At 68.3% G+C, this 26,985-nt stretch carries 27 protein-coding genes and 1 pseudogene; 12 read left to right on the top strand and 16 right to left on the bottom strand.

Annotated features, from left to right (window positions below; all coding sequences use genetic code 11):
• Positions 1-2: 2 nt before the first annotated feature.
• A complete protein-coding gene (locus ABZ803_RS10665; protein ID WP_357035130.1) occupies positions 3-1,673 on the top strand; it encodes a VanW family protein in 1,671 nt (556 codons plus the stop codon).
• Between the two features lie 71 nt (positions 1,674-1,744).
• On the opposite strand, the gene ABZ803_RS10660 is transcribed toward ABZ803_RS10665, so the two are convergent.
• The 3 genes from ABZ803_RS10660 to ABZ803_RS10650 form a co-directional block, all read right to left on the bottom strand.
• Positions 1,745-2,830, bottom strand: a complete 1,086-nt coding sequence (locus ABZ803_RS10660; RefSeq protein ID WP_357035127.1) for a DUF4185 domain-containing protein — start codon at positions 2,828-2,830, stop codon at positions 1,745-1,747.
• A 37-nt stretch (positions 2,831-2,867) separates the two neighbouring features.
• On the bottom strand, positions 2,868-3,620 hold the full coding sequence (locus ABZ803_RS10655) for a helix-turn-helix domain-containing protein (protein ID WP_357035124.1): 753 nt from the start codon (positions 3,618-3,620) through the stop codon (positions 2,868-2,870).
• Positions 3,621-3,808: 188 nt separating this feature from the next.
• Entirely contained in the window at positions 3,809-5,644 is a 1,836-nt protein-coding gene (locus ABZ803_RS10650) for an acyl-CoA dehydrogenase (protein WP_357035121.1), read from the bottom strand.
• A 965-nt stretch (positions 5,645-6,609) separates the two neighbouring features.
• Between ABZ803_RS10650 and ABZ803_RS10645 the strand changes: the two genes are divergently transcribed.
• Positions 6,610-7,200, top strand: coding sequence for an alpha/beta family hydrolase (locus tag ABZ803_RS10645; protein WP_062973127.1), 591 nt, complete (start codon positions 6,610-6,612; stop codon positions 7,198-7,200).
• A gap of 4 nt (positions 7,201-7,204) precedes the next feature.
• Here ABZ803_RS10645 and ABZ803_RS10640 read toward each other — a convergent pair whose 3' ends face one another.
• From ABZ803_RS10640 to ABZ803_RS10625, 4 genes are all read right to left on the bottom strand, one after another.
• Positions 7,205-7,879, bottom strand: coding sequence for a class I SAM-dependent methyltransferase (locus tag ABZ803_RS10640; RefSeq protein WP_357035118.1), 675 nt, complete (start codon positions 7,877-7,879; stop codon positions 7,205-7,207).
• Positions 7,880-7,928: 49 nt separating this feature from the next.
• The gene (locus tag ABZ803_RS10635; protein WP_357035115.1) at positions 7,929-9,137 is read right to left on the bottom strand and encodes an erythromycin esterase family protein; all 1,209 of its coding nucleotides are present in this window, start codon (positions 9,135-9,137) and stop codon (positions 7,929-7,931) included.
• A gap of 96 nt (positions 9,138-9,233) precedes the next feature.
• The gene (locus ABZ803_RS10630) at positions 9,234-10,340 is read right to left on the bottom strand and encodes a DUF4185 domain-containing protein (protein ID WP_357035112.1); all 1,107 of its coding nucleotides are present in this window, start codon (positions 10,338-10,340) and stop codon (positions 9,234-9,236) included.
• A gap of 166 nt (positions 10,341-10,506) precedes the next feature.
• Complete coding sequence (locus ABZ803_RS10625) at positions 10,507-11,250, bottom strand: crotonase/enoyl-CoA hydratase family protein (protein ID WP_357035109.1); 744 nt, start codon at positions 11,248-11,250, stop codon at positions 10,507-10,509.
• Positions 11,251-11,367: 117 nt separating this feature from the next.
• Here ABZ803_RS10625 and ABZ803_RS10620 point away from each other — a divergent pair, with 117 nt between their 5' ends.
• Genes ABZ803_RS10620 through ABZ803_RS10610 form a run of 3 tightly spaced genes read left to right on the top strand, consistent with a single transcriptional unit; the run spans position 11,368 to position 14,302 of the window.
• Positions 11,368-12,897, top strand: coding sequence for an acetyl-CoA acetyltransferase (locus ABZ803_RS10620; protein WP_357035107.1), 1,530 nt, complete (start codon positions 11,368-11,370; stop codon positions 12,895-12,897).
• Positions 12,894-13,658, top strand: a complete 765-nt coding sequence (locus ABZ803_RS10615; RefSeq protein WP_357035104.1) for a crotonase/enoyl-CoA hydratase family protein — start codon at positions 12,894-12,896, stop codon at positions 13,656-13,658. Before ABZ803_RS10620 ends, ABZ803_RS10615 begins: the two co-directional genes overlap by 4 nt.
• Positions 13,643-14,302, top strand: coding sequence for a TetR/AcrR family transcriptional regulator (locus ABZ803_RS10610; protein WP_357035101.1), 660 nt, complete (start codon positions 13,643-13,645; stop codon positions 14,300-14,302). Before ABZ803_RS10615 ends, ABZ803_RS10610 begins: the two co-directional genes overlap by 16 nt.
• Before the next feature lie 15 nt (positions 14,303-14,317).
• Here ABZ803_RS10610 and ABZ803_RS10605 read toward each other — a convergent pair whose 3' ends face one another.
• On the bottom strand, positions 14,318-15,109 hold the full coding sequence (locus tag ABZ803_RS10605) for an alpha/beta hydrolase (RefSeq protein ID WP_357035099.1): 792 nt from the start codon (positions 15,107-15,109) through the stop codon (positions 14,318-14,320).
• A gap of 96 nt (positions 15,110-15,205) precedes the next feature.
• Here ABZ803_RS10605 and ABZ803_RS10600 point away from each other — a divergent pair, with 96 nt between their 5' ends.
• The 4 genes from ABZ803_RS10600 (at position 15,206) to ABZ803_RS10585 (ending at position 16,918) form a co-directional block, all read left to right on the top strand.
• Positions 15,206-15,430 carry a hypothetical protein gene (locus ABZ803_RS10600; RefSeq protein ID WP_040870818.1) on the top strand — a complete coding sequence of 75 codons (225 nt, stop codon included), beginning with the start codon at positions 15,206-15,208 and terminating at the stop codon, positions 15,428-15,430.
• A complete protein-coding gene (locus tag ABZ803_RS10595) occupies positions 15,417-15,713 on the top strand; it encodes a hypothetical protein (protein WP_357035096.1) in 297 nt (98 codons plus the stop codon). Before ABZ803_RS10600 ends, ABZ803_RS10595 begins: the two co-directional genes overlap by 14 nt.
• 141 nt (positions 15,714-15,854) lie before the next feature.
• Positions 15,855-16,184, top strand: coding sequence for a hypothetical protein (locus tag ABZ803_RS10590; RefSeq protein ID WP_210750312.1), 330 nt, complete (start codon positions 15,855-15,857; stop codon positions 16,182-16,184).
• A gap of 122 nt (positions 16,185-16,306) precedes the next feature.
• Positions 16,307-16,918: a hypothetical protein gene (locus ABZ803_RS10585; protein WP_357035092.1), complete on the top strand. Its 612-nt coding sequence runs from the start codon at positions 16,307-16,309 to the stop codon at positions 16,916-16,918.
• A gap of 31 nt (positions 16,919-16,949) precedes the next feature.
• Here ABZ803_RS10585 and ABZ803_RS10580 read toward each other — a convergent pair whose 3' ends face one another.
• Entirely contained in the window at positions 16,950-17,252 is a 303-nt protein-coding gene (locus ABZ803_RS10580) for a DUF1905 domain-containing protein (RefSeq protein ID WP_357035089.1), read from the bottom strand.
• A gap of 177 nt (positions 17,253-17,429) precedes the next feature.
• Between ABZ803_RS10580 and ABZ803_RS10575 the strand changes: the two genes are divergently transcribed.
• From ABZ803_RS10575 to ABZ803_RS10565, 3 genes are read left to right on the top strand one after another with little or no spacing between them, the layout of a single operon-like run.
• Positions 17,430-17,786 carry a DUF1048 domain-containing protein gene (locus ABZ803_RS10575; RefSeq protein WP_040870810.1) on the top strand — a complete coding sequence of 119 codons (357 nt, stop codon included), beginning with the start codon at positions 17,430-17,432 and terminating at the stop codon, positions 17,784-17,786.
• A gap of 9 nt (positions 17,787-17,795) precedes the next feature.
• The gene (locus tag ABZ803_RS10570; protein WP_357035085.1) at positions 17,796-18,605 is read left to right on the top strand and encodes an ATP-binding cassette domain-containing protein; all 810 of its coding nucleotides are present in this window, start codon (positions 17,796-17,798) and stop codon (positions 18,603-18,605) included.
• 9 nt (positions 18,606-18,614) lie between these two features.
• On the top strand, positions 18,615-19,376 hold the full coding sequence (locus tag ABZ803_RS10565) for an ABC transporter permease (RefSeq protein WP_357035082.1): 762 nt from the start codon (positions 18,615-18,617) through the stop codon (positions 19,374-19,376).
• A gap of 246 nt (positions 19,377-19,622) precedes the next feature.
• Here the strand turns inward: ABZ803_RS10565 and ABZ803_RS10560 are convergent.
• The 7 genes and pseudogenes from ABZ803_RS10560 to dpgB all read right to left on the bottom strand — a co-directional run.
• Positions 19,623-20,573 (bottom strand): annotated as a pseudogene (locus ABZ803_RS10560) (MFS transporter); the annotation flags it as partial.
• On the bottom strand, positions 20,574-21,131 hold the full coding sequence (locus tag ABZ803_RS10555) for a cytochrome b (RefSeq protein WP_357035080.1): 558 nt from the start codon (positions 21,129-21,131) through the stop codon (positions 20,574-20,576).
• Positions 21,132-21,135: 4 nt separating this feature from the next.
• Positions 21,136-22,212, bottom strand: a complete 1,077-nt coding sequence (locus tag ABZ803_RS10550) for a catalase family peroxidase (RefSeq protein WP_357035077.1) — start codon at positions 22,210-22,212, stop codon at positions 21,136-21,138.
• Positions 22,213-22,285: 73 nt separating this feature from the next.
• Positions 22,286-24,091, bottom strand: a complete 1,806-nt coding sequence (locus ABZ803_RS10545) for a thiamine pyrophosphate-binding protein (protein ID WP_357035074.1) — start codon at positions 24,089-24,091, stop codon at positions 22,286-22,288.
• Positions 24,092-24,134: 43 nt separating this feature from the next.
• Complete coding sequence (dpgD, locus tag ABZ803_RS10540; RefSeq protein ID WP_357035071.1) at positions 24,135-24,944, bottom strand: enoyl-CoA-hydratase DpgD; 810 nt, start codon at positions 24,942-24,944, stop codon at positions 24,135-24,137.
• Positions 24,941-26,251: a (3,5-dihydroxyphenyl)acetyl-CoA 1,2-dioxygenase DpgC gene (gene dpgC, locus ABZ803_RS10535; RefSeq protein WP_357035068.1), complete on the bottom strand. Its 1,311-nt coding sequence runs from the start codon at positions 26,249-26,251 to the stop codon at positions 24,941-24,943. The genes dpgD and dpgC overlap by 4 nt, the downstream gene beginning before the upstream one ends.
• Positions 26,248-26,952 carry an enoyl-CoA-hydratase DpgB gene (gene dpgB, locus ABZ803_RS10530; RefSeq protein ID WP_357035065.1) on the bottom strand — a complete coding sequence of 235 codons (705 nt, stop codon included), beginning with the start codon at positions 26,950-26,952 and terminating at the stop codon, positions 26,248-26,250. Before dpgB ends, dpgC begins: the two co-directional genes overlap by 4 nt.
• Positions 26,953-26,985: the final 33 nt, after the last annotated feature.

Here is a 26,985-nt window from a genome sequence, read left to right as displayed (position 1 = left end):
GCTTGGACAGCGCGCTCGTGCGCCGGGTGGGTATCGCGGTCGGAGCCGTATTGGCGGTCGCGGGCCTCGGCTACGTGGTCGACCTGATGCTTTCCTCGGGTGAGGTACCGCGCGGCACCGTCGTCGCGGGTGTCGACGTGGGCGGCATGGATACCTCCGCCGCCGACGCCCGCCTGCGCGCCGAACTCGACCCGAGGGCGGCCAGGGAGCTGCCGCTGCGCATCGGCGACGTGCAGACCCGCATCGTGCCGAGCGCCGCCGGACTGGCCGTGGACTGGGACGCCACCTGGTCGCGGATCGGCTCGCAGCCGCTCAACCCGTTCACCCGGCTCGCCTCCGTCTTCACCACGCGCGAGGTGTCGATCGTCAGCGCGGTCGACGAACCGGCGCTGGATCGTCAGCTCACCGAGTTGCGGGTGCACGACCGGGCCTCGGTCGACGGCACCATCACCTTCGACAAGGCCGAACCCGTTGCGGTGCCTCCCGTTCCGGGTCGGGTCCTCGACATCGCCGCCGCGCGTGCGGAATTGGCCGACCGGTGGATCACCGGGACTACGGTGGACCTGCCCGTTGTCCCCGCGCCGTTGCAGGTGCGTCCGGAAGCGGTGGACAAAGCCCTGCGCGAGATCGCTCAGCCCGCCGTGCGGACGCCGATCGCGTTCGCGGGCAAAGGCGGTGCGGGGCGGCTCGATCCCCAGCAGATCGCGTCCGTCCTGGCCTTCGGGCCGGACGGGCAGGGCGGTCTCGCCGTCTCGGTGAATCAGGACGCCGCGATCGGTCTGCTCGCACCGCAGCTGGCCACCACCGAAGTCGAGCCGAAGGACGCGACGTTCGCGGTGTCGGGCGGCAAGCCGTCGGTCGTACCCGCCGTGGTCGGGGACAAGATCAACTGGCCGAAGACCTTCGAACAGTTCACCGCGCTGCTGACCGCGCCGGGGGAGCGGACCGCGCAGGTGGTCTACGAGCGGATCGAACCGAAACTGACCACCGAGGCCGCACAGGGCCTCGGCGTGATCGAGACCGTCGGATCGTTCACCACCAGCGGGTTCAGCGGTCCCTCCGGCGTCAACATCCGCACCGTGGCCAGGAAGGTCGACGGCGCGATCGTGAAGCCGGGAGACACGTTCTCGCTCAACGATTTCACCGGCCCGCGCGGTACCGCCGAGGGATATGTCGAATCCGGCATCATCGACCACGGCCGTCCCAGCACCGCGGTCGGCGGCGGCATCAGCCAGTTCGCCACCACGCTCTACAACGCGGCGTATTTCGCCGGTCTCGAGGACGCGGGCCACACCGAGCACAGCTACTACATCTCCCGTTACCCCGCCGCCCGCGAAGCCACCGTCTTCGACGGCGCGATCGACCTGAAATTCCGCAACAACACCCAAACCGGCATCTACATCGAGACCTTCGCGACCGACTCCGACATCACCGTCCGCCTGTGGGGGACCAAGACGGTCGACGTCGAATCCATCACGGGTGAGAAGACCAAACCGACCGAACCCACCACCGTCACCTTGCCCAAGGGCAAGGACTGCATCGCTTCCGAAGGCGCCCCCGGCTTCACCATCTCCGACACCCGCGTCATCACCGACCGTAAAACGGGCCGCGAAGTCTCCCGCAAGACCCGCACGGTGAAGTACGACCCGATCCCTGTGGTGAAGTGCGAGTGAGCGAACAGCCGCTGACCCACGATGAGCGCGTCCGCCCCCTCACACGTTGACCAGGACGGATTCCCGCTTCCTCACAACGGCGTTCGCATCAGCAGAACGTTGTATTGGGTGTGCTGGGTGACCAGGAAGTAGAGATCGCGGCCGGTCTGGTAGGGGAAGATCATGGGTGCGTAGGCGGTGGGAAGGGAACGGGCGTCGATGAGGACGCGGGGTTCGCTCCACGGCCCTTCGGGAGCGGGCGCGGTGCGCAGGACGACGTTGTTGGCCGGATCGGTGGTCGACATGACGTACTGCCCCAGGTATTCGTTCCACATCACCGACAGTTCGGCGACGCCACCGACGATCGGGGCCGCGGTCTTGGCGTCGGTGGGCTTCCACTCCTTGCCGTCCCAGTATTCGTAGGCATCGATATTCGCGATATCGGATTCCTTCGCGCGGGAGACGAATCCGGGATTGTCGCGTCCCGCGGGCGTGCCGTAGCGGTAGACGTAGCCGCCCGCTTTCAGGAAGGCGTTCTGCTGGAAGTTCTCGTGGCCGTCGACGTTGGCGCGGCGCGTGTGGGTGAGCTGCGTCCAGGTGCTGCCGCCGTCACCGGAGGAGGCCAGGGTGGAGAAGTTGGTGTGCCACTTCCCGTGATCACCCCATTCGCGCACCGACATCATGCTCATGTACTGCACTCCGCCCACCGAGATGCCCGCCGTGGGGATGAGGCTGATCTCGATGCCGGGAATCTTCGGGCTGGGCAACGGGTTCGGGACCACATCGTCGAAGACGATGCCCGCGGCCGGGTCGTGTGTGGAGCTGCGGAACAGCACGTTGCTGGTCCAGGCCCAGATGCTGCCCGCGAGGAGGTTGGGTATGCCGATGCCTGCGCTGTCGCCGAAGGCGGTGATCATCCGGCCGTTGCCGTCGTCCCACATGATGCCGAGGTCGGTGCCGAGCACGTTGACGCTCTGCGTGCGATTCGGGCTGTCCATGCCGGTGACCTGGTACACCGCTTCGGTCGGTCCGGGCAGCTCGGGCAGGCCGTGAATGCCGTTGAGCGCCGGGATGGGGATGACGTTGTTCGGGTCGGCTCCGGCGGGCGCGGCCACGGCCAGCGCGAGGGTCGCGGCGAGCGCGCCGGTTCGGGCGAGGGCGGACAGCGATCGGGTCATGCTGGGTCATTCTGCCCGTCGTCCGCCACGCTGTCGCCTACATCGACGCGTGTGCTCCGCGCGTTCGGCCGATTGTCACCAGCCGGTAGAGCCACCAGGGCCGTTCCGGGAGTTCGGGGCTGTAGACCCGCATGCTCATCGAGCGGATCCGGCGCGTGGCGAGGTCACGCACCTGCAAGCTGCGGCGGGGGATGTCCGCGGCGCGCACTTCGGTGGTCCACATGCGGTCCCAGTCGGGGGAGCGGCGGCAGCGTTCGGCGATCTGCTCCACGCGCTCGCGCGGGGCGAGCGGGGAAAGGATGCGGAAGGCGTCGACGAGCAGGTGCGCCTCCACGGCCCACTCCACCATCACCCGCCGAGCCGCCGCGTCGAGGAACATCCACTCCAGTACGTTTCCCCGGGCGACCGCCCCCGGGAAGGCGCGTTCGTAGGCGGAGTTGGCCTCCACCAGATCCTGCGTCGGCATTCGCTGGTAACAGGCCGGGTCGGGGAGGCTGTGCAGGTCGGCACGGTCGTCCGGAGTCGGCGCGTCGGGACCGGGGCCGTAGGCGGCCGTGAAAAAGCTCGGCAAGGTCAGCACGACGATGTGCTTGCGGTACCAGATCGGCACCTCGAGCGCGTCGAACAACTGCTGGAGCAAAGCGTGATCCGGTGCCACCGAACCTGTTTCGACCTGCTCCAGTACCGCTTCGGTAAGGCCGGCGCGCTGGGCGAGATGGGCGGGCGGGAGCCCCGCGGCGAGGCGTCGTTCGCGCAGATAAGCGCCGATGCCAGTTGCGTTGCGCGTCACCTCGGGCACCTCTGCCGACAATTCTCGTGTCGAACCGTGTGAAGAGGGAGGTTCCTGCTGCCCCCCGGGAGCACGCAATCTACCGGAGAGGATCGGCGTCGAGCGGTGATCGAACGTCACGAAACGACAAATCTAGACGACAACGGCCCGGAGATGATCTCCGGGCCGTTGTGCCGTATCGCAGAGCGTCAGAACGCGGCTTCGTCCAGCTCCATGATGTCGTTGTCCAGGTTGGACAGCACCGCGCGGGTGGCGGTCAGCTCCGGCAGGACGTTGCGGGCGAAGAACTGCGCGACCGCGATCTTGCCGTTGTAGAACGCCTCGTCGGCGCCGGTCGCGCCGTTGTCGAGGGCCGCGATGGCGACCTCGGCCTGACGCAGCAGCTGCCAGCCGATCAGCAGGTCGCCGACGGAGAGCAGGAAGCGCACCGAACCGAGGCCGACCTTGTACAGCTCGCTCGGCTGCTCCTGGGCGCCCATCAGGTGACCGGTGAGCGTGGCGGCCATGGCCTGCACGTCCTCCAGCGCGGTGGCCAGCAGCTTGCGCTCGCCCTTCAGGCGGCCGTTACCGGCCTCGGCGTCGATGAACTTCTGCACCTGACCGGCCACGTGGGCCAGTGCGACGCCGCGGTCGCGGGCGATCTTGCGGAAGAAGAAGTCCTGCGCCTGGATGGCGGTGGTGCCTTCGTAGAGCGAGTCGATCTTCGCGTCGCGGATGTACTGCTCGATCGGGTAGTCCTGCAGGAAGCCGGAACCACCGAGGGTCTGCAGCGACTCGGTCAGGTACTGGTAGGCCCGCTCCGAGCCGACGCCCTTGACGATCGGCAGCAGCAGGTCGTTGACCCGAGCGGCCAGATCGGCGTCGGCGCCGGAAACCAGCTGGGCCACATCGGCGTTCTGGTGGGCGGCGGTGTAGAGGTACACCGCGCGCAGGCCCTCGGCGTACGCCTTCTGGGTGGCCAGCGAACGACGGACGTCCGGGTGGTGGGTGATGGAAACGCGGGGCGCGGCCTTGTCGGTCATCTTGGTCAGGTCGGCGCCCTGGACCCGCTCCTTGGCGTAGTCCCGCGCGTTCAGGTAACCGGTCGACAGGGTCGCGATGGCCTTGGTGCCCACCATCATCCGAGCGTGCTCGATGACATCGAACATCTGCGCGATGCCGTTGTGCACCTCGCCGACCAGCCAGCCCTTGGCCGGGATGCCGTGGCCACCGAAGGTGACCTCACAGGTGGCCGAGACCTTCAGGCCCATCTTGTGCTCGACATTGGTGACGAAGACGCCGTTGCGCTCGCCCAGCTCGCCGGTCTCGTGGTCGAAGTGGAACTTCGGCACGAAGAACAGCGACAGGCCCTTGGTGCCCGGTCCGGCGCCCTCGGGGCGGGCCAGCACCAGGTGCATGATGTTCGGGAACAGGTCATCGGAGTCGGCGGAAGTGATGAACCGCTTGACGCCCTCGATGTGCCAGGTGCCGTCTTCCTGCTTGATCGCCTTGGTCCGGCCCGCGCCGACGTCGGAACCGGCGTCGGGCTCGGTCAGCACCATGGTGGCGCCCCAGCCCTGCTCGGCGGCGATCTTCGCCCAGCCCTTCTGCTCTTCGGTGGCGTTGTTGTAGAAAATGTTCGCGAAGCCGGGGCCCGCGGCGTACATGAAGGCGGCGGGCTGCGCGCCCAGGATCAGCTCGGCGACGGCCCAGTAGGCCGCGCGCGGGATCGGCAGGCCGCCCAGCTCCTCGGCGATGCCCAGCCGGTCCCAGCCGCCGTCCTGCAGGGTGCGGTAGCTCTTCTTGAAGGACTCGGGCAGCGCGACGGTGTGGGTCGCGGGATCGAAGACCGGCGGGTTGCGGTCGGCGTCGGCGAACGATTCACCGAGCGGACCCTCGGCCAGGCGACGCACCTCGTTGAGCATCTCCTTCACGGTGTCCGTGTCGAGATCGCCGTAGGCGCCGCTGTCCAGGATCGACCCGAGGCCGAGGACCTCGAAGAGGTTGAACTCCAGGTCCCGGACGTTGCTCTTGTAGTGACCCATTGTCAGTACTCACTCTCCGTTGAGTTGGTGCGGTCGGTATGGTTGCCGTTCCCGCCCGTTGTTCGCTCCACCGGGGTAGTCGTGCCGGTTTTCCGCATGCTACTCGCGGGTAACTTATGTGCCATATTACCGGCCGGTAATGAATGCGCAAAGAGCTGAGCAGGCAATGTGACGAGTTTTACAGTGTCTTATGGCCGCGACTTCGTCGCGGCGTGTTCGCGGCCCCCTTGTGGCTCGCGTTTGCGCGACCGCCGCTTGCTCCTTCGTCGCTTACGCGACGGCCGCGCAAACGCGAGCCGGGCCGCGAACGGCGCATGCTCGGTCTCGCTTCGCTCGAAACCGGGAGTTGGGGTGCGCTGGGCGCGAGCGGATCAGAGGTCGGGACTCGGTGCGCGTGACATGGTGGGTCGAGTCGAGGGGGTGTACCGCCTCGTTATCGCGGGCGGTGGACATCTCATCGGCCATGCGAGGTGGGCGAGGACGACCAGACCCGGCACGTGTCCTCCCCCGCACCGAAACCGCACAGTGCATTCGCGACAGCTCGCAGCGCCAGCACCATCGGTGACGGAGGCACCATCAGCGCAGAATTACGAACCACCGGCCGGATCGGCAGCGCCCGCACGTGGAAGGCCCAGTTCAGCGGCGCCAGCGCTCGGCGAGGCATAAGCCCGGAGACCGGGTGCACCAAGTCCGGCCGGCCCACGTCCACGCTCCAAGTAACCCCATTCCGGCTTCGACACACCCATGTGACCCGTTCGCGGCAAGGCCACAGCCGAGCGCGGCCCGCCCCCAACGGACCACAGATCCGGCGGCCGGATCCAGATTCTGGTGGCACACGGGAGGGCTCTCGGGTTCCGGCCGGAGGGCATGGCAGTGTGCGGGACTGTCCGGCGGTCGGGGCGGGCGCGGGGAGTGACGCCGCAGCCTCCCTGGTGTCGAGGAACCGGCGGGGCAGAATGAGCACGATGCTGATCGAGACGAGTGCCGGGCCGGCCGAGGTCGAGCTCGAACAGCCGCGCAGGCCCGCGTTCCTACTGCTGCTCACGCATGGCGCGGGGGGTGGGGTGGAGGCGAAGGATCTGCTCGCGGTGCGGGATGCCGCGCTGCGGCTGGGGGGTGGGGTCGCGCGGGTGGTGCAGCCGTATCGGGTCGCCGGGCGGCGGGCGCCGGGGTCGGCGGTCAAGCAGGACGAGGCTTGGCTCGAGGTCGTCGCTCGGTTGCGTGGTCGCAAACGCATTCCGCTGATCCAAGGCGGGCGGAGCAACGGGGCGCGGGTCGCCTGTAGGACGGCGATCGCGGCGCGGGCCCGCGGCGTGCTCGCGTTGTCGTTCCCGCTGCATCCGCCGGGCAAGCCGGAGAACTCGCGCCGGGACGAACTGCTCGCGCCGGGTGACATCGAAGTGGTGGTCGTCAACGGCGCCAACGATCCGTTCGGGATACCCGATCCCGCCGACGCCGCCGAAGTCCGCGTCATCCCGGGCCAGCCGCACGCCTTCCGTGCCGGCTTCGACCTGATCGCCGAGACGGTGACCCCCTGGCTGGAGCGCTGGTCCTGAACCCCTAGTCGGCCGGCCGGGTGGCGATGACCAGGGCGTCGATGGCGTCGCCGGTCTCGGTCGGCCGGTAGACGCGGTCGGCGATGCGCACCCGAATTCGCCCTGCCGCCGCCATGGGGCCGAGGTCGGCGACGATGTCGTCGGGCGTGAAGAGGATGGAAGGGTCTTGCGGACCACCGCAGCCGTCGGTGATGTTGGTGGTGTCGTGGCCGAGCACGAGCAGGGTGCCTTCCGGAGCGAGCAGGCCGGCCGCCTTGCGGACCAGTGCGCCGCGCTGCTCGGCGGGCAAGTGCAGGAAAACCATCAAGACGAGCTCGAACGGCCCGGTGATCTCCGCCTCGTCCAGGTCGGTGACGTCGGCGCACTGCCAGCTGATGCGGTGGCGCACCGAACGGGACAGGCGCGAGGCCACGGTGCGGCCTTTGTCGATGCCCACCTGGGAGTAGTCGACGGCATGCACCTGCCAGCCGTGCGTGGCGAGCCAGAGGGCGTTGCGCCCCTCACCACACGCCAGATCGAGGGCGCGGGGGAGCTCCGGCGCTTCCCCCTCGGGTGTGTCGGCCTGGAGCGGCGCACGGCGTTCCAACCCGTAGACGTGTTCCACCACGGTGTTGTTCGGCGGTGCGCCCCAGACCAATTCCGTTTGCGCGTAGCGCTCATCCCAGTCGGCCGCATCCATATTCCGAGTCTATTGATCGCGCGGCCCGCGCCCCCGAGGGTTGCTCGAGTCAGTCCGATACCTGCGAGAGCCAATGCACCGGCGTGGTCTCGCGCACGTGGATCAGCACGTCGAAGGCGGCGGCGAGCGAGGAGAGCCGGATGTTCGCGGTGGCGTCGGCGGCCGGGTCGTAGACGCCGCTGATGGTGCGCAGCTTCGCCGGGCCGGTCAGCCAGTCACGCACCGGTTCCGGCGCCGCGGCGCCCAGGTCCAGGTAGTAGGCGGGCAGCTCTACCTCGCCCAGTGCGGCATCCACCAGGTCCGGTGAAGGGTCGGGCGCCACGGCCATGCCGAGGTCGCCGTGATGGAAACCGATGCCGACGGACACGTATCCGTCGCCCAGGTGATCACGCAAATGACTTCCGGCGCCGCGGAATTCGGCCGTGTCGTAAACGATCGGAAGGCTGGTCGTGTGCGCGAGCCCGTCCCAGTAGACGATCTTGGTGCCGGTGGAGCGCTGCCGGCGCAGCACCGTCTCGGCCGAGGGCCGTTCGTCCCTGGCGAACCCTTGACTCGCGACGCTGGATCGGTGGAAGTCGAGGATCAGACGGGCATGGGCGAATGCGGTGGCGCGCTCGTTCGTTTCCGGCAACTCCGCCAGCAGCGCGAGGGCGTCTTCGGCGTGTTCGGCGAACGGGCGCCCCGGGTGGATGCCTTGGTGGCGCTGCACGTGCTCGTCGACCTGATGGGCGGTGCGGATCGGCGCGAGGTGCGCCTCGATCGCGGCGAACCGGTCAGGAGCCGCCCGGCGCACGTAGTCGAGCACCGCGTCGTAGTCGCTCGGCTCGGCGCGGGGCGGTTCTACGCCGAAGATCCGCACCGGGTCTTCCGGATGCGCCAGGTTCCACGCGCGGATCCAGCGCAGCGAGGCCACCGATTCCTCGGTTCGCCACGGGCGCCAGGCGCCGGCGAGCACCGTTTCCGGATCGCCCTCGCCCGCGGTGACGAACCGGTCCCAGCGCGCACCGGAACGCGCGCTGTCCTGAATCGCCAACGCGCGGAAGCCATGCCTTTCGACCAGTCCGCGGAACAACCGCTCACGCACACCGAAGGTCTGCCGGGAGAACCGCGTGGACTCGCCCAGTCCCACCACCGTGGCGGCGCCGAGCCGAGCGATCAGAGCGTCGAGATCCGAACCGGAGGAGCCGGGGTCGGAGCTGTCGATCGCGACGGCGTTGTCGCGCAGCCAAGCGCGGACGTCGACGGTGGTGCTGAGCATGATGCCTCCCGGAAATGCGAACGATCCAACGCGAAGCAGCCTCATACATGAACCATTGTTGAGGTCAAGCCCCGCGCCGGATCGCCGGTCCGCGAGCTACAGCGTCGTGCGCATCAGCACGACGTTGTACTGGCTGTGCACCGTCGTCAGGAAGTACAGATCGCGCCCGGTCTGGTACGGGAAGATCGCGGGTGCGTACGCGGTGGGCAATTCGCGCGTATCGATCAGCACTTCGGGATCGCTCCACGGGCCGGCCGGGGCGGGCGCGCGCCGCATCACCACGGAGTTGAATTGATCGGTGGTGAGCGAGATGTACTGCCCGAGATAGGCGTTGTACATCACCGAGAGTTCGCCGACACCCCACATGATCGGCGCGGCGGCGTCCACGTCGTTCTTTCGCCAGGCCCCGCCGTCCCAATATTCGTATTCGGCGAGGTTCCCGATGTCCTGCGCGTGTACGCGAGCGATGTGAGCGGTGTGATTGCGCCCGGATCGGGTGCCGTATTCGTAGATGTATCCGCCGTCGGCGAGAAAGGCGTTCATCTGGAAGTTGGCGTTTCCGCCCTCGTTGTTGCGCCGCGTTTCCGGCAGTTCGGCCCAGTTCTCGCCGTTGTCCCCGGAGGTGGCGAGGCCGGAGAAATTGGTGCTCCACTGACCGACGTCGTCCCAGGTCCGCACCGACATCAGGCTCATGTATTGCACGCCGTTGACCGAGATGCCCGCGGTGGGAATCCGGCTGATCTCCAGGAACGGGATCTTCGGGCTCGGGATCAGATCGCGGGCCTGGCCGAAGATATCGCGTACCGCGCTGTCGAAGAAGATGCCGTCGGCCGGATTCGTGGTGTGGCTGCGCAGCAGGATATTGCTGCGCCAGGCCCACATGCTGCCCGCGAGCAGATTCGGGAAGCCGACGCCTGCGGTGTCGCCGAACGCGGTGAGCATCTCACCGTGCCCGTTGTCCCACATGATGCCGAGATCGGTGCCGAGGACGTTGTAGGTCTGGGTGTTGTTCGGGCTGGCCATGCCGGTCACCTGGAATACCGCTTTGGTGCGGCCGAGCAGGTTCGGCAATCCCGTCGTGCCGTTGAGTACCGGAATCGGATTGATGGCGTTCGGGTTGGCGATGGCGGGGGTGGTCGCCGTGAAGAGCAGGGCCGAGACACCCGCCAGCGCCGAGAGTAGGAAGGATGCGGTCTTGATCACTGTCTGTGAGCCCTCCGGTTTCTTCCCGAGAGCGGTGCGAACCATGGACGTCCCGCGATACACAGACCCTTCGCAGCGTGCCGCGCACCACTAGTCGACTGGCTGGCAAATCGTGCAAATGGTAGCAGCAGAACCAGTCGGGCGGACGCTTCTGGCGAATTTACAGCTATCTACCGAGTGCTTTGCGGAGGATCAGTGGAAGTTGGGCCGCGCGCTCGATGGCAAAGGTTCGCCGTGGGGATGCTTGCCAGGACTTGTCGAACAGCCGCTTGGCGGAGGCGACCGCGTGCGGTGACCGCGTCGCGATCCGGTCGGCCAGTTTCTCGGCCTCCGCGACCGGGTCCGCGGTCAGTTCGGTGACCAAGCCGATCTCGGCGGCGTAGGCGGCGTCCACGGTGTCCGCGGTCATCGTGAGCAGGAGGGCTTTGTCGATGCCGATCAGTCTGGACAGCGTTGCCGCCCCGGTCATGTCCGGGACCAGGCCGTGTTTTGTCTCCATGACGGAGAACTCGGCGTCGGGGGTGGCGAAGCGGACGTCCGCGGCGAGCGCGAGCTGGAGTCCGCCGCCGAAGCAGCGCCCGTGTACCGCGGCGATCACCGGTACGGGCAGGCGGCGCCAAGCCCAGCACGCCTCTTGGAAGGCGTTGGTGCCGCGCCAGGGCAGTGGAACGAAGTTCCGAATGATTGCCAGAGGATCGCTAGTTGCCGCCGCGATGTCCAGGCCGCTGCTGAAGCTTGGGCCGTTTCCGGACAGGATGACCGCCCGCACGTCGCTACGATGGGCCACCAGCTTCGCACTGGCAACCAGATCGTGAAGCATGTCTATGGTCAGGCCGTTGTGCTTGTCCGGCCGATCGAGCGTGACGTACGCGCGGTGGTCGCCGAACCGCACTGCGATGTTGCTGCCCATCCCCCGATCTTACTCACCGGTCAGTTGGTGTCGCCCGCGCTGTTGCCCGCGCGCTCGGGCTCTGTTCTAATCGGACTCGAATTACCGTCAATGTTGACGGTTATGAGCGGAGGACGCATGCTGCCAGCCGGAATGGACCCGAGGACGCCGGTGCTCGTCGGCGCCGGGCAGGTGGTACACCGACCGGGTGAGCCGGGCCTGCCCGGCCCGGTCGAACTCGCCGCGCAGGCCCTGCGCCGCGCGGGCGCCGACAGCGGAGTGGGTGACCGCCTGCTCCGGTCGGCCGACTTGATCGCCGCCGTCGCCCCGGTCAGCCGCCCCTACGGCGATCTGGGCGCGCTGGTCGCCGCCGATCTCGGCGCCACTCCGAGGCGGACCGTGCAGTCGGTGCGTTTCGGCGGCGACGCACCGCAGCGGCTGCTCAACGCGGTCGCGCAGGCCATCGCGGACGGCCGCTCGGATGTCGCGCTGCTCACCGGATCCGAAGCGGTGTACTCCGGGAACACCGCCACCCGCGCCGGCACGGCGGTGGACTGGCCGGAGCAGCCGGAGGACGTGGGTCCCGACGAGGTCATCGGCTCCGATCGGGGGCCGAACTCGGACATGGAAACCGCCGCGGGCCTGTGGGGGCCGGTGTACTTCTACGCGCTCATGGAGACGGCGCTACGCCACCGCCTCGGGTCGAGTGAAGCCGCGCACCGCGAGCGGATCGGCGCACTGTGGTCGCGGCTGTCGGAGATCGCGGCGCGCAATCCGTACGCGTGGCAGCCCGCCGCGCATGCGGCCGCCGACCTGGTGACACCCGCGCCCGACAACCGCATGGTCTCGACGCCGTACCCCAAGCTGATGATCGCGAACCTCACCGTCGATCTGGGCGCCGGGCTCATCCTGTGCAGCGCGGCGGCGGCCGACGCCGCCGGTGTGCCCCGGGACCGGTGGGTGTTCCCGCACGCGGGCGCCACCGCGACCGACGAGTGGTTCGTCTCCGAGCGCGCGGATATGTCCCGCTCACCCGCCATCGCCGCGGCCGGGAAAGCGGCGCTGGGTGCGGCCGGGATCGGGATCGACGATGTCGCGCACATCGACCTCTACTCCTGTTTCCCGGTCGCGGTGCAGATCGCCGCCGAGGAACTCGGCCTGCCGATCGACGATCCGTCCCGGCCGCTGTCGGTCACCGGCGGTCTCACCTTCGCGGGCGGGCCGGGCAACAACTACACGACGCATTCGATCGCGACGCTGTCCGGCATGCTGCGGGCGGACCCGGGCGCCTACGGCTTGGCGACGGCACTCGGCTGGTACAGCACCAAGCACGGCATCGGCGTGTATTCGGCCAGGCCGCCCGAGCGGCTGTTCCGTGCGATCGAGGCTCAGGTGCCCGCGGCGCGGCGCGAACCGGCGCCCGGGTACACCGGTCCCGCCTCGGTCGAGGCATACACCGTCGCCTATCGCAAGGGCCCGGCGCCGGACCGTGCCGACGAGCCGGAAGCCGTTGTGGTGAGCGCACTGACACCCGAGGGGACCCGCATACTGGTCCGGGCGTCGGATGCCGACACCCTCGCGGCGTTCACCGCGGGCGATCCGCTCGGCGCGGACGCCGAGATCGCCGCGGACACCTTCACCCTGCTCACCGAGAGGAGCGCCCGATGACGGATCCCGTCCTTATCGAGCGGCGCGACGCGATCACCGTGCTGACGGTCAACCGTCCCGAAGCGCGCAACGCGATCAACCTGGCCGCCGCGCAGGCCATCGAGGCCGCCGTCGACGAGTTCGAAGCCGACGACGCCGCGCGCGTGCTCGTGCTCACCGGTGCGGGCGGAACCTTCAGCGCCGGAATGGATCTCGTCGCCGCGTCGAAAGGCGAGATGCCGATGACGCAACGCCGCGGCCCGCTCGGCATCACGGCGAAGCCCCCGGCCAAGCCGATGATCGCCGCGGTCGAAGGCTTCGCGCTGGCGGGTGGTTTCGAGCTGGCGCTCGCGGGCGATCTCATCGTCGCCGCGCGCGACGCGCAGTTCGGCATCCCCGAGGTCAAGCGCGGTCTGGTGGCCGCAGGTGGTGGCGTGCTTCGCCTGACCCAGCGGCTGCCGCGCAGCACCGCCGCCGAACTCGCGCTCACCGGCGGCCGCATCGGCGCCGAGCGGCTCCACCAGCTCGGTTTGGTCAATCGGGTCACCGAGCCGGGGGCGGCGCTGCCGGTCGCGCTCGAGCTCGCGGCCGAGATCGCCGCCGCCGCTCCGCTCGCGGTGGCCGCGAGCAAGCGCATCATCGACGAGTCGCCGGATTGGACAGTCGCCGAGGCGTTCGCGAAGCAGGGCGAGATCGCCCTGCCCGCACTGTTTTCCAAGGACGCCGCCGAGGGGGCGCTGGCGTTCGCGCAGAAGCGCGAGCCGCAGTGGCAGGGCCGCTGACGGGCGCGGGACACGTCCGGCAGCCGCAGGCGCAGCGCAGGGAGCGCATGCGCACGCGGCTGCTGGACGCGGCGGTGGAGAGCCTGGTCGAGGTCGGTTACGCGGGCACAACCACGCTCGAGGTGCAGAAACGGGCGGATGTGCCGCGGGGGACGTTGCAGCACTACTTCCCCACCCGGGCCGACCTGCTCGCCGGTGCCGTTGAGCACGTGGCGCGGCGTCGATTCGACCAGCTGACAAGCGAATTCGAGGCCATTCCGGAGGGCGCGGACCGGCTGGAGACGGCCGTCGAGCTGACCATGCGGATGCTCAGCGGCCCGTCGTTCTGGGCGGCGCTGGAGATGTGGGTCGGCGCGCGGACCGATCCGGAACTGCGAGCGGCGTTCCTGCCGCTGGAGGTCCGCCTGTTCGAACTGATGCACACCAGCATCCGCGACAGCTTCCGGCGCGAATTCCCGGACGATCCCCGGGTTCCGACGATCACCGAGTTCACCATCGAGATCATGACCGGCCAGGCCCTGCGCGTGCTGCTCACCGGCGACCTGTCCCGCAACCGGCTGCTCCGGCACCGATGGGGGAACGCCGTGCGCGTCCTGCTCGGCACGGCGGCCGCGGACTCGTTGCTCGATCCGCCCGCGGACTGAACCGGGGCCGGACGCCTACCGCACGCGGGTGATCGTCTCGAGCAGGACCTGTGCGCAGCCGGCCGGGTCGTCGAAGAACGGCGTGTGCCCACTGCCGTGCAGCGTGACGTGCTCGGCGTTCGGCAGCACGCTGCGCGCCTTGCGGCTCTGCGTCGCGTAGGTGAGCAGGATGTCGCGGCTGCCCCAGGCGATCGTCACCGGAATGTCGGCGAGCGCGCCGGTTTCGGGCAGCCGGACGTCGGTGAACGAGGCGAGCGCTTCGTCGAATCCGGCCGAGTCCGCCGCGCCGAGCGCGGTCTCCAGCGCCACCTTCGCATCCAGCGCCCATGGCTTGCCGAAGACCAGCGAGAGGAAAACCGTGCGGCCAGCGGCGGTGCTCAGCACGGACGGCAGCGCGGGACGCAGCCGGCGGGCGAGTGCCCGTGACTTGCCCAGCGACTGCTGGCACCACACCCGGCCCGCGGTGTCCCAGAACCCGATCGGCGAATAGGCGGTCACCGACCGAGCCAGCCCCCGGGCGCCCAGTTCCAGCGTGATCAGCCCGCCCATCGAATTGCCTGCGAGATGCGGGCGATCGATCCCCTGCGCGGCGAGGAACTCGGCGAGCGCCTCGGTCAGGTTGGGCACCGTGGTGTGCGCGAGCGGGTGCGTCGATCCACCGAAGCCGGGCAGGTCGACCGCGATGACCTCGTACGACGCGGCCAGTGTGGCGATGATCGGCTCCCACACCTGCCACCGGCTCCCGACGCCGTGTACCAGCACGAGTGGTTCGCCCGCGCCGACGCGATGATGGTGCAAGGTCGTCATGCGCCAACACTAACAGCAGTCACGTGTCCTCAGATGGGATGTCGCGCGGAGCATCGGGGCTGGTCCGCGGCCCGCGGTGCCGGTACGATAATTGGTATGGCAACGCGTAAGGTCACCCTTTCGCTGGACGAAGCCGCCTGGTCATTCGCGGAACAGGCGGCGGCTCGGGCGGGAATGTCGCCGTCGGCTTGGATTTCGAAGGCCGCGCGACGGGAGGCCGTGCGCACCGGTGTGGGTCCGGTATCGGATGTGACCGCCGAGGCCGCCGCGGACGCGGCCGAGCTGGCGGCCGCGGAGGAGGAGATGCGTGCGTCGGGGTGAACTGTGGATCTACAACCCGCATGGTTCGCCGCGCCGCCGAACGGTCGTGCTCATCAGCAGTGACGGCATCAACGAATCGCCGCGTCCCTGGCTGATCGCCGCCGAGGTGATCGAGGACGATCCGAAGGACATCCTCGCGGTTCCGGTCAAGGAACACGGCTGGGTGCATGCCGGGAACATCGGGCGGATCTTCCGCGGTTGGCTGGCCGAGCGGGTGGACGCGGTGGACAGCGACACCCTGGAGCGACTCGACACCGCGTTGCGCGCGGCGATGGACCTCTGAGATCTCGCACGTAGCCCGTTGGACGGCAACGTATCCCGTATTCGCCGTGGCAGACGACTACCGCTGGACGCCGCACGGCATTATGGTGGCCACGCCACCGACAGTGGTCAGTCGAGGAAGAGGAGTCAGGTGCGGATCTGCATGATCGCCGCGGCGCTGATCGCGCTGCCGGTGCTCGCGGCATGCGGCAGCGACAAGGACACGGCGGCACCCACGGTGACGCAGGCCGATCTGTCCAAGTCGTTGCAGGACAAGGGCCTCAAGAACAAGCAGCTGGCCGATTGCGCCGCGAAGGTGTTCGTCGATCAGGGGATTTCGCAGGACGGACTGCGAATCATGATCAGCGACGAGTACGACACCAAGGCTCCCGACCAGGAAACGCTGGGGATGAGCAAGGAAGACGCGGACAAGGCGCGCTCCGCCAGCGGTCGCATCGCGAGCGAGTGCATGTCGGCGGCCCAACCGCGCTGATCATCGACGGTCGGCGACAGTTGTCACGGTTGGGTGGATGCTTCGCGTAGCGATGCGGTAGGGCAGACCGTACGCTGTCGCTACGTCGACGAGGGTGTCGACCAGAAGCCGAGGATCCGACCGTGTCACAGCCGCCTTTTCCGACCTCGCCGAATTCGCTCGGATCGCCGGTCATCACCCCGTCCGGTCGCTGGTTCGCGCTGGGTGGCGCGCTGATCGCCCTCGGCGTCATCGGCGGGATCGCCCTCGGTGCTTTCGGTTTCCTGCAGACCTCGGGACGCATCGATGACTTCCGGCGGGTCGGGGTGCCCGGCTCCGGTGTGGTGAACCTGGCGGAGCCCGGCGGGTACACCGTGTACTTCGAGTACCCGGGGGCGTCGTCCGAGGGCGCCTCCGGCGCAGTGAATCTGCGGGTGCTCGACCCGCACGGCAAGCATGTGGAGCTGCGGAAGTACGACGCGAGCATCACCTATTCCTTCGGCAGCCATGAGGGGCGGGCCGGATTCTCCTTCGACGCCGCCGAGCCGGGCGGCTATCGGGTGACCACGGCCGGTAGTTCCGAAGTGACGGTTGCCATCGGCCAAGGCCTCGGATCTTCTTTCGTCGGCACGCTGCTCGGTGCGCTCGCCCTCGGTTTCGGTGGGGTGGTGCTCGGCGTGCTCGTGATCGTGGTGGTGGCGGTCAAGCGAAGTGCGAGTAAGCGCAATGCCGCCGTGGGAGGGCTCGGGTACTGAACCCTCGGGTCGCCGCACCGCCTTTCGTGGCCTACAGCGCGACCGTCAGTTCGATGCGCGCGGCCGACCCCGCCTCCAGTCCCTCCGCCACGCGCACCGCTTTCTTCATGGGCAGGACATAGGTCGCCCGTGACTTGTCCGGGAACAGCGAAGTAGACCAGCGGGTGCCGCCGACGACCACGTGCACTCGCACCGCGCCGAACCCGCCGAAACGATGCGCGTAGCGCTCCTCGATCTCATCGGCCACGTCCTCGGGCAACGAGACGAAATGCCAGGCGGCATCGCCCGGTAATTCCCATACTTCCGCCGTGAACGAGTACCGCGAACCAGCCACGCCGCGACTGTAACGGCGGGCACCGACAGGGTTTCGCATCGACCGCGCAGACGGCCGTACTTCCCGGACTTGCATGTACGTATATGTCTACTTATAGTTAGGCCAGCGCGTGTACGTATACATCTACTTATATCCATGGGCGGCTCGCACCGCCCCTCGACGAAGGAGGCGGATGCCATGGGCATCTCCGATCTCACCTCGAAGTTGGTCGGCGACATCGGCGACAAGCGGCGGTGGCGGCAGTACAAGACGCGGGCGGGGCAGCTTCCCGCGGGTTATCGCACAGCGGTCGATGGTTTCGAGCGGTACCTGATGTACACCGGCTCGGGAGGCGGCGTTTCGATGTTCGAGGACCTCGCCGAGCTGTTCGAGCGGAGCGCGGCCGACGGATCCCCGATACGCGAGGTCGTCGGGGCGGACCCCGTGGCGTTCATCGAGACGTTCGCGCGGAACTACCAGGAAGATTCGTGGATCAACCGGGAACGGGCACGGTTGAACAGCGCCATCGAGCGCGCCGCCGGAGAAGGAAAGTAGGGGCGTTCGATGACGACACAGCAAGCTCCGGCGATCCATGTGCGGGGTCTGGAGAAGTCCTACAACAAACTGGAGGTGCTGCGCGGCGTCGATTTCGAAGTCGAGCGCGGCAGCATCTTCGCCCTGCTCGGCTCGAACGGAGCAGGCAAGACCACTGTCGTGAAAATCCTGTCCACGCTGCTCAAAGCCGACGCGGGCACCGCAAGGGTCAACGGCTTCGACGTCGCCACGCAACCGGGGGACGTGCGGGAGTCCATCAGCCTCACAGGGCAGTTCGCCGCCGTCGACGAAATCCTCAGCGGACGGGAGAATCTGGTGCTCATCGCCAAGTTGCGGCACCTGAAGAACGCGGAAACGGTGGCCGACGAACTGCTCGAGCGTTTCTCGCTGACCGACGCGGCCACACGGAAGGTGTCCACGTACTCCGGTGGCATGCGCCGCCGCCTCGACATCGCGATGAGTCTCATCGGGAATCCGCCGATCATCTTCCTCGACGAGCCGACCACCGGGCTCGACCCTCAGGCGCGCGTCGAGGTGTGGCGGGCGGTGCAGGAACTCGCCGAGCACGGCACGACAGTGCTGCTCACGACGCAATATCTGGACGAGGCCGAACAACTCGCCGATCGGATCGCGATCCTGCACAAGGGCCGGATCATCGTCAACGGCACCCTCGCCGAACTCGAGCAGCTGCTCCCGCCCGCCGAGGTGGAATACGTCGAGAAGAAGCCGAGCCTGGAAGACGTCTTCTTCGCCCTGGTCGGCGACGAAGGCGACGAGGGCGCTCCAGACAGTGACCGCAGCGCGGTACGGACGAAGTAAGGAACAACGATGACCACGCATTTCTTCGCCGACACCACGCTGCTGCTCGGACGATCGCTGCGCCACATCACGCGCAGCGTGGACACCATCATCACGACCACGATCATGCCGATCGCATTCATGCTGCTGTTCGTCTACGTCTTCGGCGGCGCGATCGACTCGGGGTCGGACTCCTACGTGCAGTACCTGCTGCCCGGAATCCTGCTCATCACCATCGCTTCGGGTATCTCGTACACCGCGTTCCGGCTCTTCCTGGATATGAAGAGCGGCATCTTCGAGCGATTCCAATCCATGCCCATCGCCCGGTCATCGGTCCTGTGGGCGCACGTGCTGACCTCGCTGGTCGCCAACATGATCTCGCTTGTGGTGGTCATGCTCGTCGCCCTGCTCATGGGCTTCCGCTCAGGGGCCGGAATATCGGCCTGGCTCGCGGTCGCTGGCATCCTGATCCTGTTCACCCTCGCGCTGACCTGGATCGCGGTCATCCCCGGTCTGTCCGCGAAGACCCCGGACGGTGCGAGCGCCTTCTCCTACCCCCTGATCTTCCTGCCCTTCATCAGCTCGGCCTTCGTACCCACCGACACCATGCCCGGCCCGCTGCGAGCCTTCGCCGAACACCAGCCGGTGACCTCCATCATCGACGCCATTCGCAACCTGTTCACGCAGCAGCCCGTCGGCACCGACATCTGGATCGCCCTCGCCTGGTGCGTCGGCATCCTCATCGTCGCCTACCTCTTCGCCATGAACGCCTACCGCCGCAAGATCTCCTGAGCGGCACCGTCCGAGCCCGTCGTGAGCCGGCTCGACCCCCTGGATCGGCTGCCGGGCCGGTCCGACGAGCCGGGGTCGTCCGGCTCCGGCTGCCGCTGCGGCCTGGAGGAGGGTCAGCGCGATGAGCACGCTCAATGCCGGTGCCCAGCCGCTTGTTCGGGTGTGCAGGATGCCGAGGAGGGCCGGGCCCGCAGCGGCCATGGCGAACCCGACGGTCTGGGCCATCGCGGCCAGCGCGGCCGCGTGGACCGCGTCGCCGGCGCGTTCGCTCTGGAAGGCCATGGCCATGGCCAGGCAGGCGCCGGCGCCTGCGCCGAGCAGCAGGATCGCCAGGGGTGCCAGGGTGGCGTCGACCGCGAGGAGCAGGAAGCCGGCGGCGTCGAGCACCGAGGCGGCAACGGCGAGGCGGCGTTTCGCCGCCGTGGTGCGGGTGAGCCAGGGCAGCGCGTTGATGACGGCCAGGCCGAGAATCTGGAACGCGAACAGGGACCACCCCGCGGCTTCAGCGGTCACTCCGTCGTCCTGGAGAACAGTGGGCAGCCAGGCGAGTGTCGTGTAGAACCCCAGCGCCTGTAGACCCATGAAAGCGCTGACCTGCCAGGCCAAGGGTGAACGCCACGGCATCGATATCCGGCGGACGGGTGCAGGCACCGGGACGGGTCTTTCGCGAACCTGCCATACCAGCAGTGCCACCGCGACCGGCAGCGCCGCCGACGCGAGTGCGGGTCGCCATCCGCCGGGCAGAAGACCGGCCAGCGGAACGGCGATCCCGGACGACAGGGCAGCCGCCGCGCACATCGCCGCCACCCAGGCGCCGGTGACCGCCGTGACCCGCGCGGAGGGGACGCTGTCGCGCACGATCGCGGGCAGCAGCACGTTCGCGAAACCGATCGCCACCGCTATCATCACGGTCCCGGCGAAAAGCCACGTCTGGCCGGGTGCCGAGCGAACCAGCAGCCCCACCGACATCGCGACCAGCGCCCATCGCACGAGCCGGTCGGGCCCGTGATGGACGGTGCGCAGCACCGCCACGGGGACGACCGCGAAGATCAGCAGGGGCAGGGCGGTGAGGACTCCGGCGTGCGCGCTGGACAGCCCGGTGTCGACGGCGATCACCGGTATAAGTGGCCCCACGCAGGTCAAAGGGGCACGCAGGGTCGTGCCGACGACGACGATTCCCTGGACGGCCGATCTCATCTATCGCTGCGAGGTCGCGAAGGTCATGCGGCGAAGTAGCTTGTCACGCAGGACCAATGCGTGGAAGGTGACCGCGCAGATGTGAGCGATCAGCGCGAACAACAGCAGATAGGCGAGCACGCTGTGCAGCGTCCGCAACGTCGCGTACAGCCGCGGGTCGGTCGGTGCGATGGCCGGGACCCGCACTCCCGCGAGGACCTCGATGGGTATGCCGGACGCGGAGACCAGCGCCCACCCGAAGAGCGGTTGAGCCAGGAACAGCGCGTACATCAGGATCTCGGATCCGGTCGCGACGAGCCGCTCCGGTCTGCCCATGGTTTCGATGTGCGGTGGCGGACGGTGCCGGAGACGGTAGCCGAGACGAACGATCGCCAGTAGCAGGATGATCAGTCCAATGGTCTTGTGCCAGGTCAGTAACCGGCTGTAGGGCCCGAGGTAGCCGACCATCGCCGCCCCGAGGCCGATCATCGCCACGATCGAGCCCGCCATCGCCCAGTGCAGGATTCGCGCGGTGACGCCGAACCGGGAGACGTCGACGGTGCGTTCGGTGAGTGCCATCGGATCAAGCCTCCTTCACCACGACGGCTCCGGTGGGTTTCGTTTCGCCCGCGCGGCGGCGGAAGGACTCGGCGTAGGCCGCCGAGCGCGCCTGTAGGAGCGGATCGTCGGACGGCGCGATACCGTCGGGCAGCACGAGCGGATCGAAATTCACGTTCTGCACGTTGTCCGCGGCTTCGGTGTGCACTTGATCCAGCACAACGGTGCCCACGTGTACTTCGCGCCGGTCGGCCGGCCATGCCTTGGTGGCGTCGTCGGTGGGGTCGACTCCGCGCCGGCCCACCGTCACCAGGAATCTCCAGCGCAGCGGCGCCACCCGGATGGCGGCGACCAGACCGTCGAAGAGTGCGTTCTCGCCGGTTGCGGTCGGCGCAGGCCCCGGTGGGTGTTCCGGTACGAGTCGCCACCGCACCGGAACGGAGTCGCCGTGAGCGTCGGCGAACTCGAAGGCGTTCAGACCGAAGAATGCGGTGTCCGCGAAAGTAGCTGGTGGAGCGCCTTTTTCGATGACGCTGAGCGCGGCCGCGGTCTGCGGGTGTGACGCGACATAACGGCTCATCACCGCGGGGGCGGGCTTGCCGGTAGCCGGATCCGGTGCGAAAGCGAGCGTGCGGTCGTAGAAGTCCCGCGGGGTTGCGTCGAGGAAGACGGGGACGTTGATCATCGCCATCCGCCACTGCTCTCCGCTCGGGAGGAACAGCCGCAGCCCCAGCCCGCGGGGTGCGGTCGGCGCGTCGGGCATGTGCGGGTTGCCGCCTGCGAGGGAGAACCGGCCGTCGAGCCGGTAGCGCCCCGTCCGGAACACCGACGCCTTCGACAGCTCGACTCCGTTGCCGTTGCTCTCGAAGTACCCCCCGACGGCGAGCCCTTTAGCGTGGTTGCGCCGGCACCCGGGGAAGGAGCCGCCCGCGGTGTCCTGCAGGCGATCGACCAGCCTGCGCGCCGTCAGCCGCCACGGCCCGATGGCGTTCTCGGTGAACAAGAACCCTCCGATTCCCGCGGCGCCGAGCGCGGCGACAGCGGCGCTGCCGAGCAGCGTGCGGCGATTCAATCGCACGGAATGCCTGCTTGCCTCGGTCATGATTCCCTTTCTCCGGGTGCGATGCGCTCGCTCGTGGAGCGGGCGCTCGAGCGCGGCTGGACGGCCCGGCCGGTCACGGCGGGCCCATGGACTGGAGCCGTTCGACGAGAACCGGATCGACGTCGGGGTTGTCGGCCAGCAGCATGTCGATCGGCGGCGCGGACGCGGAGGCGATACGGATGTCGATCACGTAGGGCTCGCCCTTGTCGAGGGCTTTGAACCCGCGCTTCAACGCATCGGTGAGTTTCGCGGTCTTGGTCACCACTTCGCCTTCGATCTCGAAGGTCTCGGCGATCTGTGCGAAGTCCTGGGTAGGCCGGCCCAATCGCAGGTACCAGGCGTCGCTGGTCGGCTGCCAGCCATAGATCTGTCCGATGGCGGAAAGACCGGTCATGAGGGTCTTGTACTCGTGATTGTTCATCACCAGATACAGCACGGGCAGCGCCAACTTGCTCGTCGTCCACCACGAATTGGTGTGGAACAGTGCGGAACCGTCGCCCACAATGGTCACGACGTAGCGGCTCTTGCCCACGGCCAGCGCGATGCCGATCGATGCCGGCAGAGAGAAGCCGAGCGATCCGCCGGAGGTACAGAAGTAGGCGTCGGGCGCGTCGTAGGCGATCGCCTTCTGAATCGCCGCCGAGATCGCGAAGTCCTCGTTGATCACGGTCAGCGGCTTGTCGAGCGACTTCTGCACCTCGGCGAGCTTCATCGGCACGAGGTAATCCGGAATCGCGGGCTCGTGGCCCGGGACGGTGGCTCCCGCGGCGGCGAACGCCTTGTCGCGCCGGGCATCGAGGTCGAGCAGGCGCCGATTGCGATGCGCGGCCGCGGCTTCGTCGTAGTCGGGATGGCCGACGACGGCATCGATGATCAGCGGCAGACTGCGCTTGATGTCACCCAGCACACCGACCGCGGCATAGGAATTCTTGCCGATCTCCCATGGATCGTTGTGCAGGGTCACCTGGGTGAGCGTGGGCGGGATGATCGGGCCCTTCTCCCATCGGAACACCAGGATCTGCGCTTGGGAGTTCACCCCGACCTGGAAGATGGTGTCGAATTCGGCGAGCTGCATGTGCACCCCGTCCTGGGTGGGCACGAGTTCGCCTTGCCAATGCGGCAGATCGTTCGGATAGTTCATCCGGCTGGCCTGGTTCTCCGAGTACACCGCCGCGCCCAGCGCATTCGACAGGTGCTCGACCTCCGGCCAGGCGTCTGCCTCGCCGACGCCGTCACCGACGAGCACCACCGGGTTCTTCGCGCGCGCGAGCTGTCGCGCGGCCTCCGTGACACCGGCCGGGTCCGCGGCCACCGCGTGCGCGATGCGGGTGACCCGCCCTGGTTCCTGCACGGCAGGCGCTTCGAGCAGGAAGTTCCACGGCAGTGAGACGAATACCGGCCGGAATGGCGGGACCAGGAGTTCTTTGAACGCGCGCTGAAGCACCAGCGGCATTTCGTCGACACTGCGGATCTCATGGGCCCACTTCGTGTATTGCTCGGCGGTGTGGACCAGATCGGAAGCCAGGATCGGTTCCTGGATCAGCAGTTCGCTGTGCTGCTGACCGCAGAACACGATGAGCGGGATGTTGGAGCGGTAGGCGTTGAACAGGTTGCCGATGATGTTGGCCGTGCCGGGGGTGATGTGGACGATCGCCGCGCCGGGGCGTCCCGACATCCGGGCATAACCCATGGCCGCGCCGAGCGCGATGTTCTCGTGCAGGCATGGCACGTACTCGACCCCGTTCTCGGGGATGGTGGTCCCGTCGAGCAACGGAATCTCGTGTGTGCCCGGCACTCCGAAGGCGTATTCGGTGCCCACCGCACGCAGATAGTCGAAGATGATGTCGCGGCCCAGCCTGCGGGGCGGTGTAGATGTCATGGCCCTTTCGTTTCTCGATAGGTGCAGCCGGTCGGCACGCGGCTCAGCGGCCGGTCCAGATCGGTGGTCGTTTCTCGACAAAGGCGCGCGGCCCTTCGCGGGCGTCGGCGGAGCCTGCGCGCAGGGTCTCCCAGTGGTATCGGGCGGTGAACGCCTCGGGCAGTGGCATGGTCACGGCCGCTGCCGCGGCCTCCTTGATGGCGCGCACCGACAGCGGTGCGCAGGCGAGGATGTCGGCGACCCAGGCATCGGTGCGCGCGTCGAGGTCGTCGGCGGCAACGACTTCGTTGACGAGGCCGAGCTCGGCGGCACGGGCCGCGGACATGCGGCGGCCGGTGAGCAGATGGCCGAGTGCGATCCGATAGGGCGCCTGGCGGGGCAGCCGGAAGACCCCGCCCGCGCCCGGGATCAGGCCGAGTCTGGCCTCGGTGAGCCCGAACTCGGCGTTGTCGGCCGCGACGACGATGTCACAGGCCAGCGCGAGCTCGAAACCGCCGCCGAGCGCGTATCCGGCGACCTTGGCGATCAGCGGCTTCGCGAAGCCGAACCGATCCGTGATCCGCGGGTGCCCGGGTTTGCCCGCGCTGCCGAACGTGGAGTAGCCGTCGCCGCCGGCGATGCGCCGGGACAGTTCCTTCAGGTCCTGGCCGACCGAGAACGCGCGACCGCCGCGGCCGCTGAGCACGGCTACCCAGATCTCGTCGTCGCGTTCGATGTCGTCCCACACCCGCCCGAGTTCGGTGTGCATGCGCGAATCCATCGCGTTGAGCACTTCCGGGCGGTCGAGCTCGACCGTGGCGACGCGGCCCTGCTTGCGGTAGACCACGGAGGTCAGGTTCGGCAGCGAAGTCACCGGCGCGCTCCCGCGCTGAACCGGCCCACCTTCGCCAGCACGTCCGCGCCATAGAGCCGCAACGCCTGATGCAGGGCGAATTCGGCCAGGTAGGCGCGGAACGCGTCCTGCGGTTCCTCGGCGGTCACGATCATGTGTTTATTGGCGATCACCGCGTCGGCGGCGAGTCGCGCGGCGGCGCGGTCGATTTCGGCGTCCATCGCATCCGGTTCGACGACGGTGTCGAAGACGTAGCGCGCGTCGGGCTCGGTGGCGTGAATCCGTCTGCCCCACAAAATCACATCGCGTGAGAGCCGGTGGGTCGAACCGCGCCCGAGCCGGAGATTGCCCGCGCCCGGCACGATTCCCTCCTGTGCCGCCGGGAGGCTGAAGTAGCTGTCGGCGGCGGCGATCACGCGGTCGAAGACGAGCAGCAGTTGTGCCCCGCCGCCGATCGCGAAGGTGTCCACCGCGGCGATCCACGGTTTCGTGTGCAGCCGCGGAGGCCACTCGCCGGATTCGTCGGTGGAGAGGCCGCGCAGGATTTTGGCGAGGTATCCGGTCTCGCGGCCGAGCAGGAAGTCGACGTAGGAGATCTTGCCCTGGTGCAGTTCGGTGAGGTTGATGCCCGCGCTGAACACTCGCTTGCCGCGATAGCGGGGGTGGGTCATCTCGCCGCCGCGCACGACGCCGACCTCGGATCTCTGGTCGAGCAGGACCAGGTCGACGGCGGTCTCCATGTCGGCGACGTGCTGGTTGTCCTCGGCATTGAGGCAGTGGGTATTGGTGATGGTGATGGTCGCGGTGTGCCCGGCGCGGGTCAGCGTCACCGCGGGCAGTGTGATGCGGCCGGTGCGCTCGAAGTCGGGCAGCAGCGCCTGCGCGCGGCCGGTCGGCCTGCGCATCGCGTCGAGCAGGTGGTTACCGGCGATCGGGTCGGAGAACACCGCGTGGAAGAAGATCCCCTGGTCGATCTCCCAGCCCTCCTTGTGCGCCTGTACCGCCGCGGCGTCGGCGGCGAGCCGGCCGGGGTCGGGGAGCAGGCCGGGGAACCGGGTGGTGACCGCGGCCGCGAGTTCGGCCGAGCGCAGCGGAACACGCAGGTTGTCGGTGGCGGCGAGATACACCGCGGACAGATGCCTGCGCAGGAACGCCCGCCGCAGGGTTCGCAGCGTCGTGAGGGATTCGGCGGCTCGCGCGGCCTGGGTATCGTCGCGCTCCGCGACGGGCCCCGAATCATCCAGGGCTCGGCCGCATTCGGTGGCGGCGGCTCGGAGCGCGGCCCGGTCGTATTCGAGGTCTCCGATGAACTGCGGCACTGTGGTCACAGCGTGCTCCCGAGTCGCCGCAGCGTGCGGTCGGAGGCCGCCAGATGCGCACCGAGCGCGTCTTCGAATCGAGTGACCGCCGCGTCCAGGACCAGACGCCTGCGAATCGCGATCTCCGTGCCCACGGCCGACTCGAACAGCGCCAGACCTGTTTGGACGGCGTCGTTCTGGGCTTCGGCGTTGCCACCGATCACCGCGTCGATCAGGCCGTGCTCCAGCGCTTGGGCGGCCGAGAGACTGCGTCCCTGTATGGCGAGGGTCCTGGCGAGCCCGGCGCCGTGCTGAGCGACCAGTCGATGCAGGGCCATGGCGGGCCAGCTGCCTTCCTCGGAGGTGGCGATTCCGAGCACCGACCCGGAACGCAATATCCGGTAGTCGGCGACGAGCAGCAGTTCGGCCGCGGAGCCGTAGGCGTCTCCGTCGACGGCGGCGACGATCGGCGCCGGAGCCTGTTCCAGCCGTCGCAAGGCGGCTTCCCACTTGCCGACGGCGCCGATGTCCACGGCGCCTGGCCACGAGAAACCCTGCCCGGCTTCCGGGCCGGTGATGTACAGGACGACTCCGTGCGGCCGATCGCGCGGGGCGTCTTCGGCGCGCAGAGCGACCGAGGTCACCGCGTCGGTCAGTTCGGGCGAGAGTGGTTGGTCGGCCGGGATCACCGCGGCTAAGACGTTGATGCCAGACCCGTTGGATGTAGTCATCGTTCCCCCTGGATGTAGTTCGATCGACGTGGA

The sequence above is a fragment of the Nocardia sp. NPDC047648 genome (genome assembly GCF_040642815.1).
Lineage (GTDB): Bacteria > Actinomycetota > Actinomycetes > Mycobacteriales > Mycobacteriaceae > Nocardia > Nocardia gamkensis.
The sequence above is the reverse complement of the archived record's forward strand: the minus strand, read 5'-3'. Positions and strand labels throughout refer to the sequence as shown.

Coding starts and splice junctions, on each gene's coding strand:
- ABZ803_RS10660 (WP_357035127.1), bottom strand. CDS start 2,830: ATGACCCGATCGCTGTCCGCCCTCGCCCGAACCGGCGCGCTCGCCGCG.
- ABZ803_RS10640 (WP_357035118.1), bottom strand. CDS start 7,879: ATGGATGCGGCCGACTGGGATGAGCGCTACGCGCAAACGGAATTGGTC.
- ABZ803_RS10555 (WP_357035080.1), bottom strand. CDS start 21,131: ATGGCACTCACCGAACGCACCGTCGACGTCTCCCGGTTCGGCGTCACC.
- ABZ803_RS10615 (WP_357035104.1), top strand. CDS start 12,894: ATGACGGATCCCGTCCTTATCGAGCGGCGCGACGCGATCACCGTGCTG.
- ABZ803_RS10645 (WP_062973127.1), top strand. CDS start 6,610: ATGCTGATCGAGACGAGTGCCGGGCCGGCCGAGGTCGAGCTCGAACAG.
- ABZ803_RS10600 (WP_040870818.1), top strand. CDS start 15,206: ATGGCAACGCGTAAGGTCACCCTTTCGCTGGACGAAGCCGCCTGGTCA.
- dpgB (WP_357035065.1), bottom strand. CDS start 26,952: ATGACTACATCCAACGGGTCTGGCATCAACGTCTTAGCCGCGGTGATC.
- ABZ803_RS10545 (WP_357035074.1), bottom strand. CDS start 24,091: ATGACATCTACACCGCCCCGCAGGCTGGGCCGCGACATCATCTTCGAC.
- ABZ803_RS10550 (WP_357035077.1), bottom strand. CDS start 22,212: ATGACCGAGGCAAGCAGGCATTCCGTGCGATTGAATCGCCGCACGCTG.
- ABZ803_RS10565 (WP_357035082.1), top strand. CDS start 18,615: ATGACCACGCATTTCTTCGCCGACACCACGCTGCTGCTCGGACGATCG.
- ABZ803_RS10635 (WP_357035115.1), bottom strand. CDS start 9,137: ATGCTCAGCACCACCGTCGACGTCCGCGCTTGGCTGCGCGACAACGCC.
- ABZ803_RS10650 (WP_357035121.1), bottom strand. CDS start 5,644: ATGGGTCACTACAAGAGCAACGTCCGGGACCTGGAGTTCAACCTCTTC.
- ABZ803_RS10625 (WP_357035109.1), bottom strand. CDS start 11,250: ATGGGCAGCAACATCGCAGTGCGGTTCGGCGACCACCGCGCGTACGTC.
- ABZ803_RS10575 (WP_040870810.1), top strand. CDS start 17,430: ATGGGCATCTCCGATCTCACCTCGAAGTTGGTCGGCGACATCGGCGAC.
- ABZ803_RS10590 (WP_210750312.1), top strand. CDS start 15,855: ATGATCGCCGCGGCGCTGATCGCGCTGCCGGTGCTCGCGGCATGCGGC.
- ABZ803_RS10570 (WP_357035085.1), top strand. CDS start 17,796: ATGACGACACAGCAAGCTCCGGCGATCCATGTGCGGGGTCTGGAGAAG.
- ABZ803_RS10620 (WP_357035107.1), top strand. CDS start 11,368: ATGCTGCCAGCCGGAATGGACCCGAGGACGCCGGTGCTCGTCGGCGCC.
- ABZ803_RS10605 (WP_357035099.1), bottom strand. CDS start 15,109: ATGACGACCTTGCACCATCATCGCGTCGGCGCGGGCGAACCACTCGTG.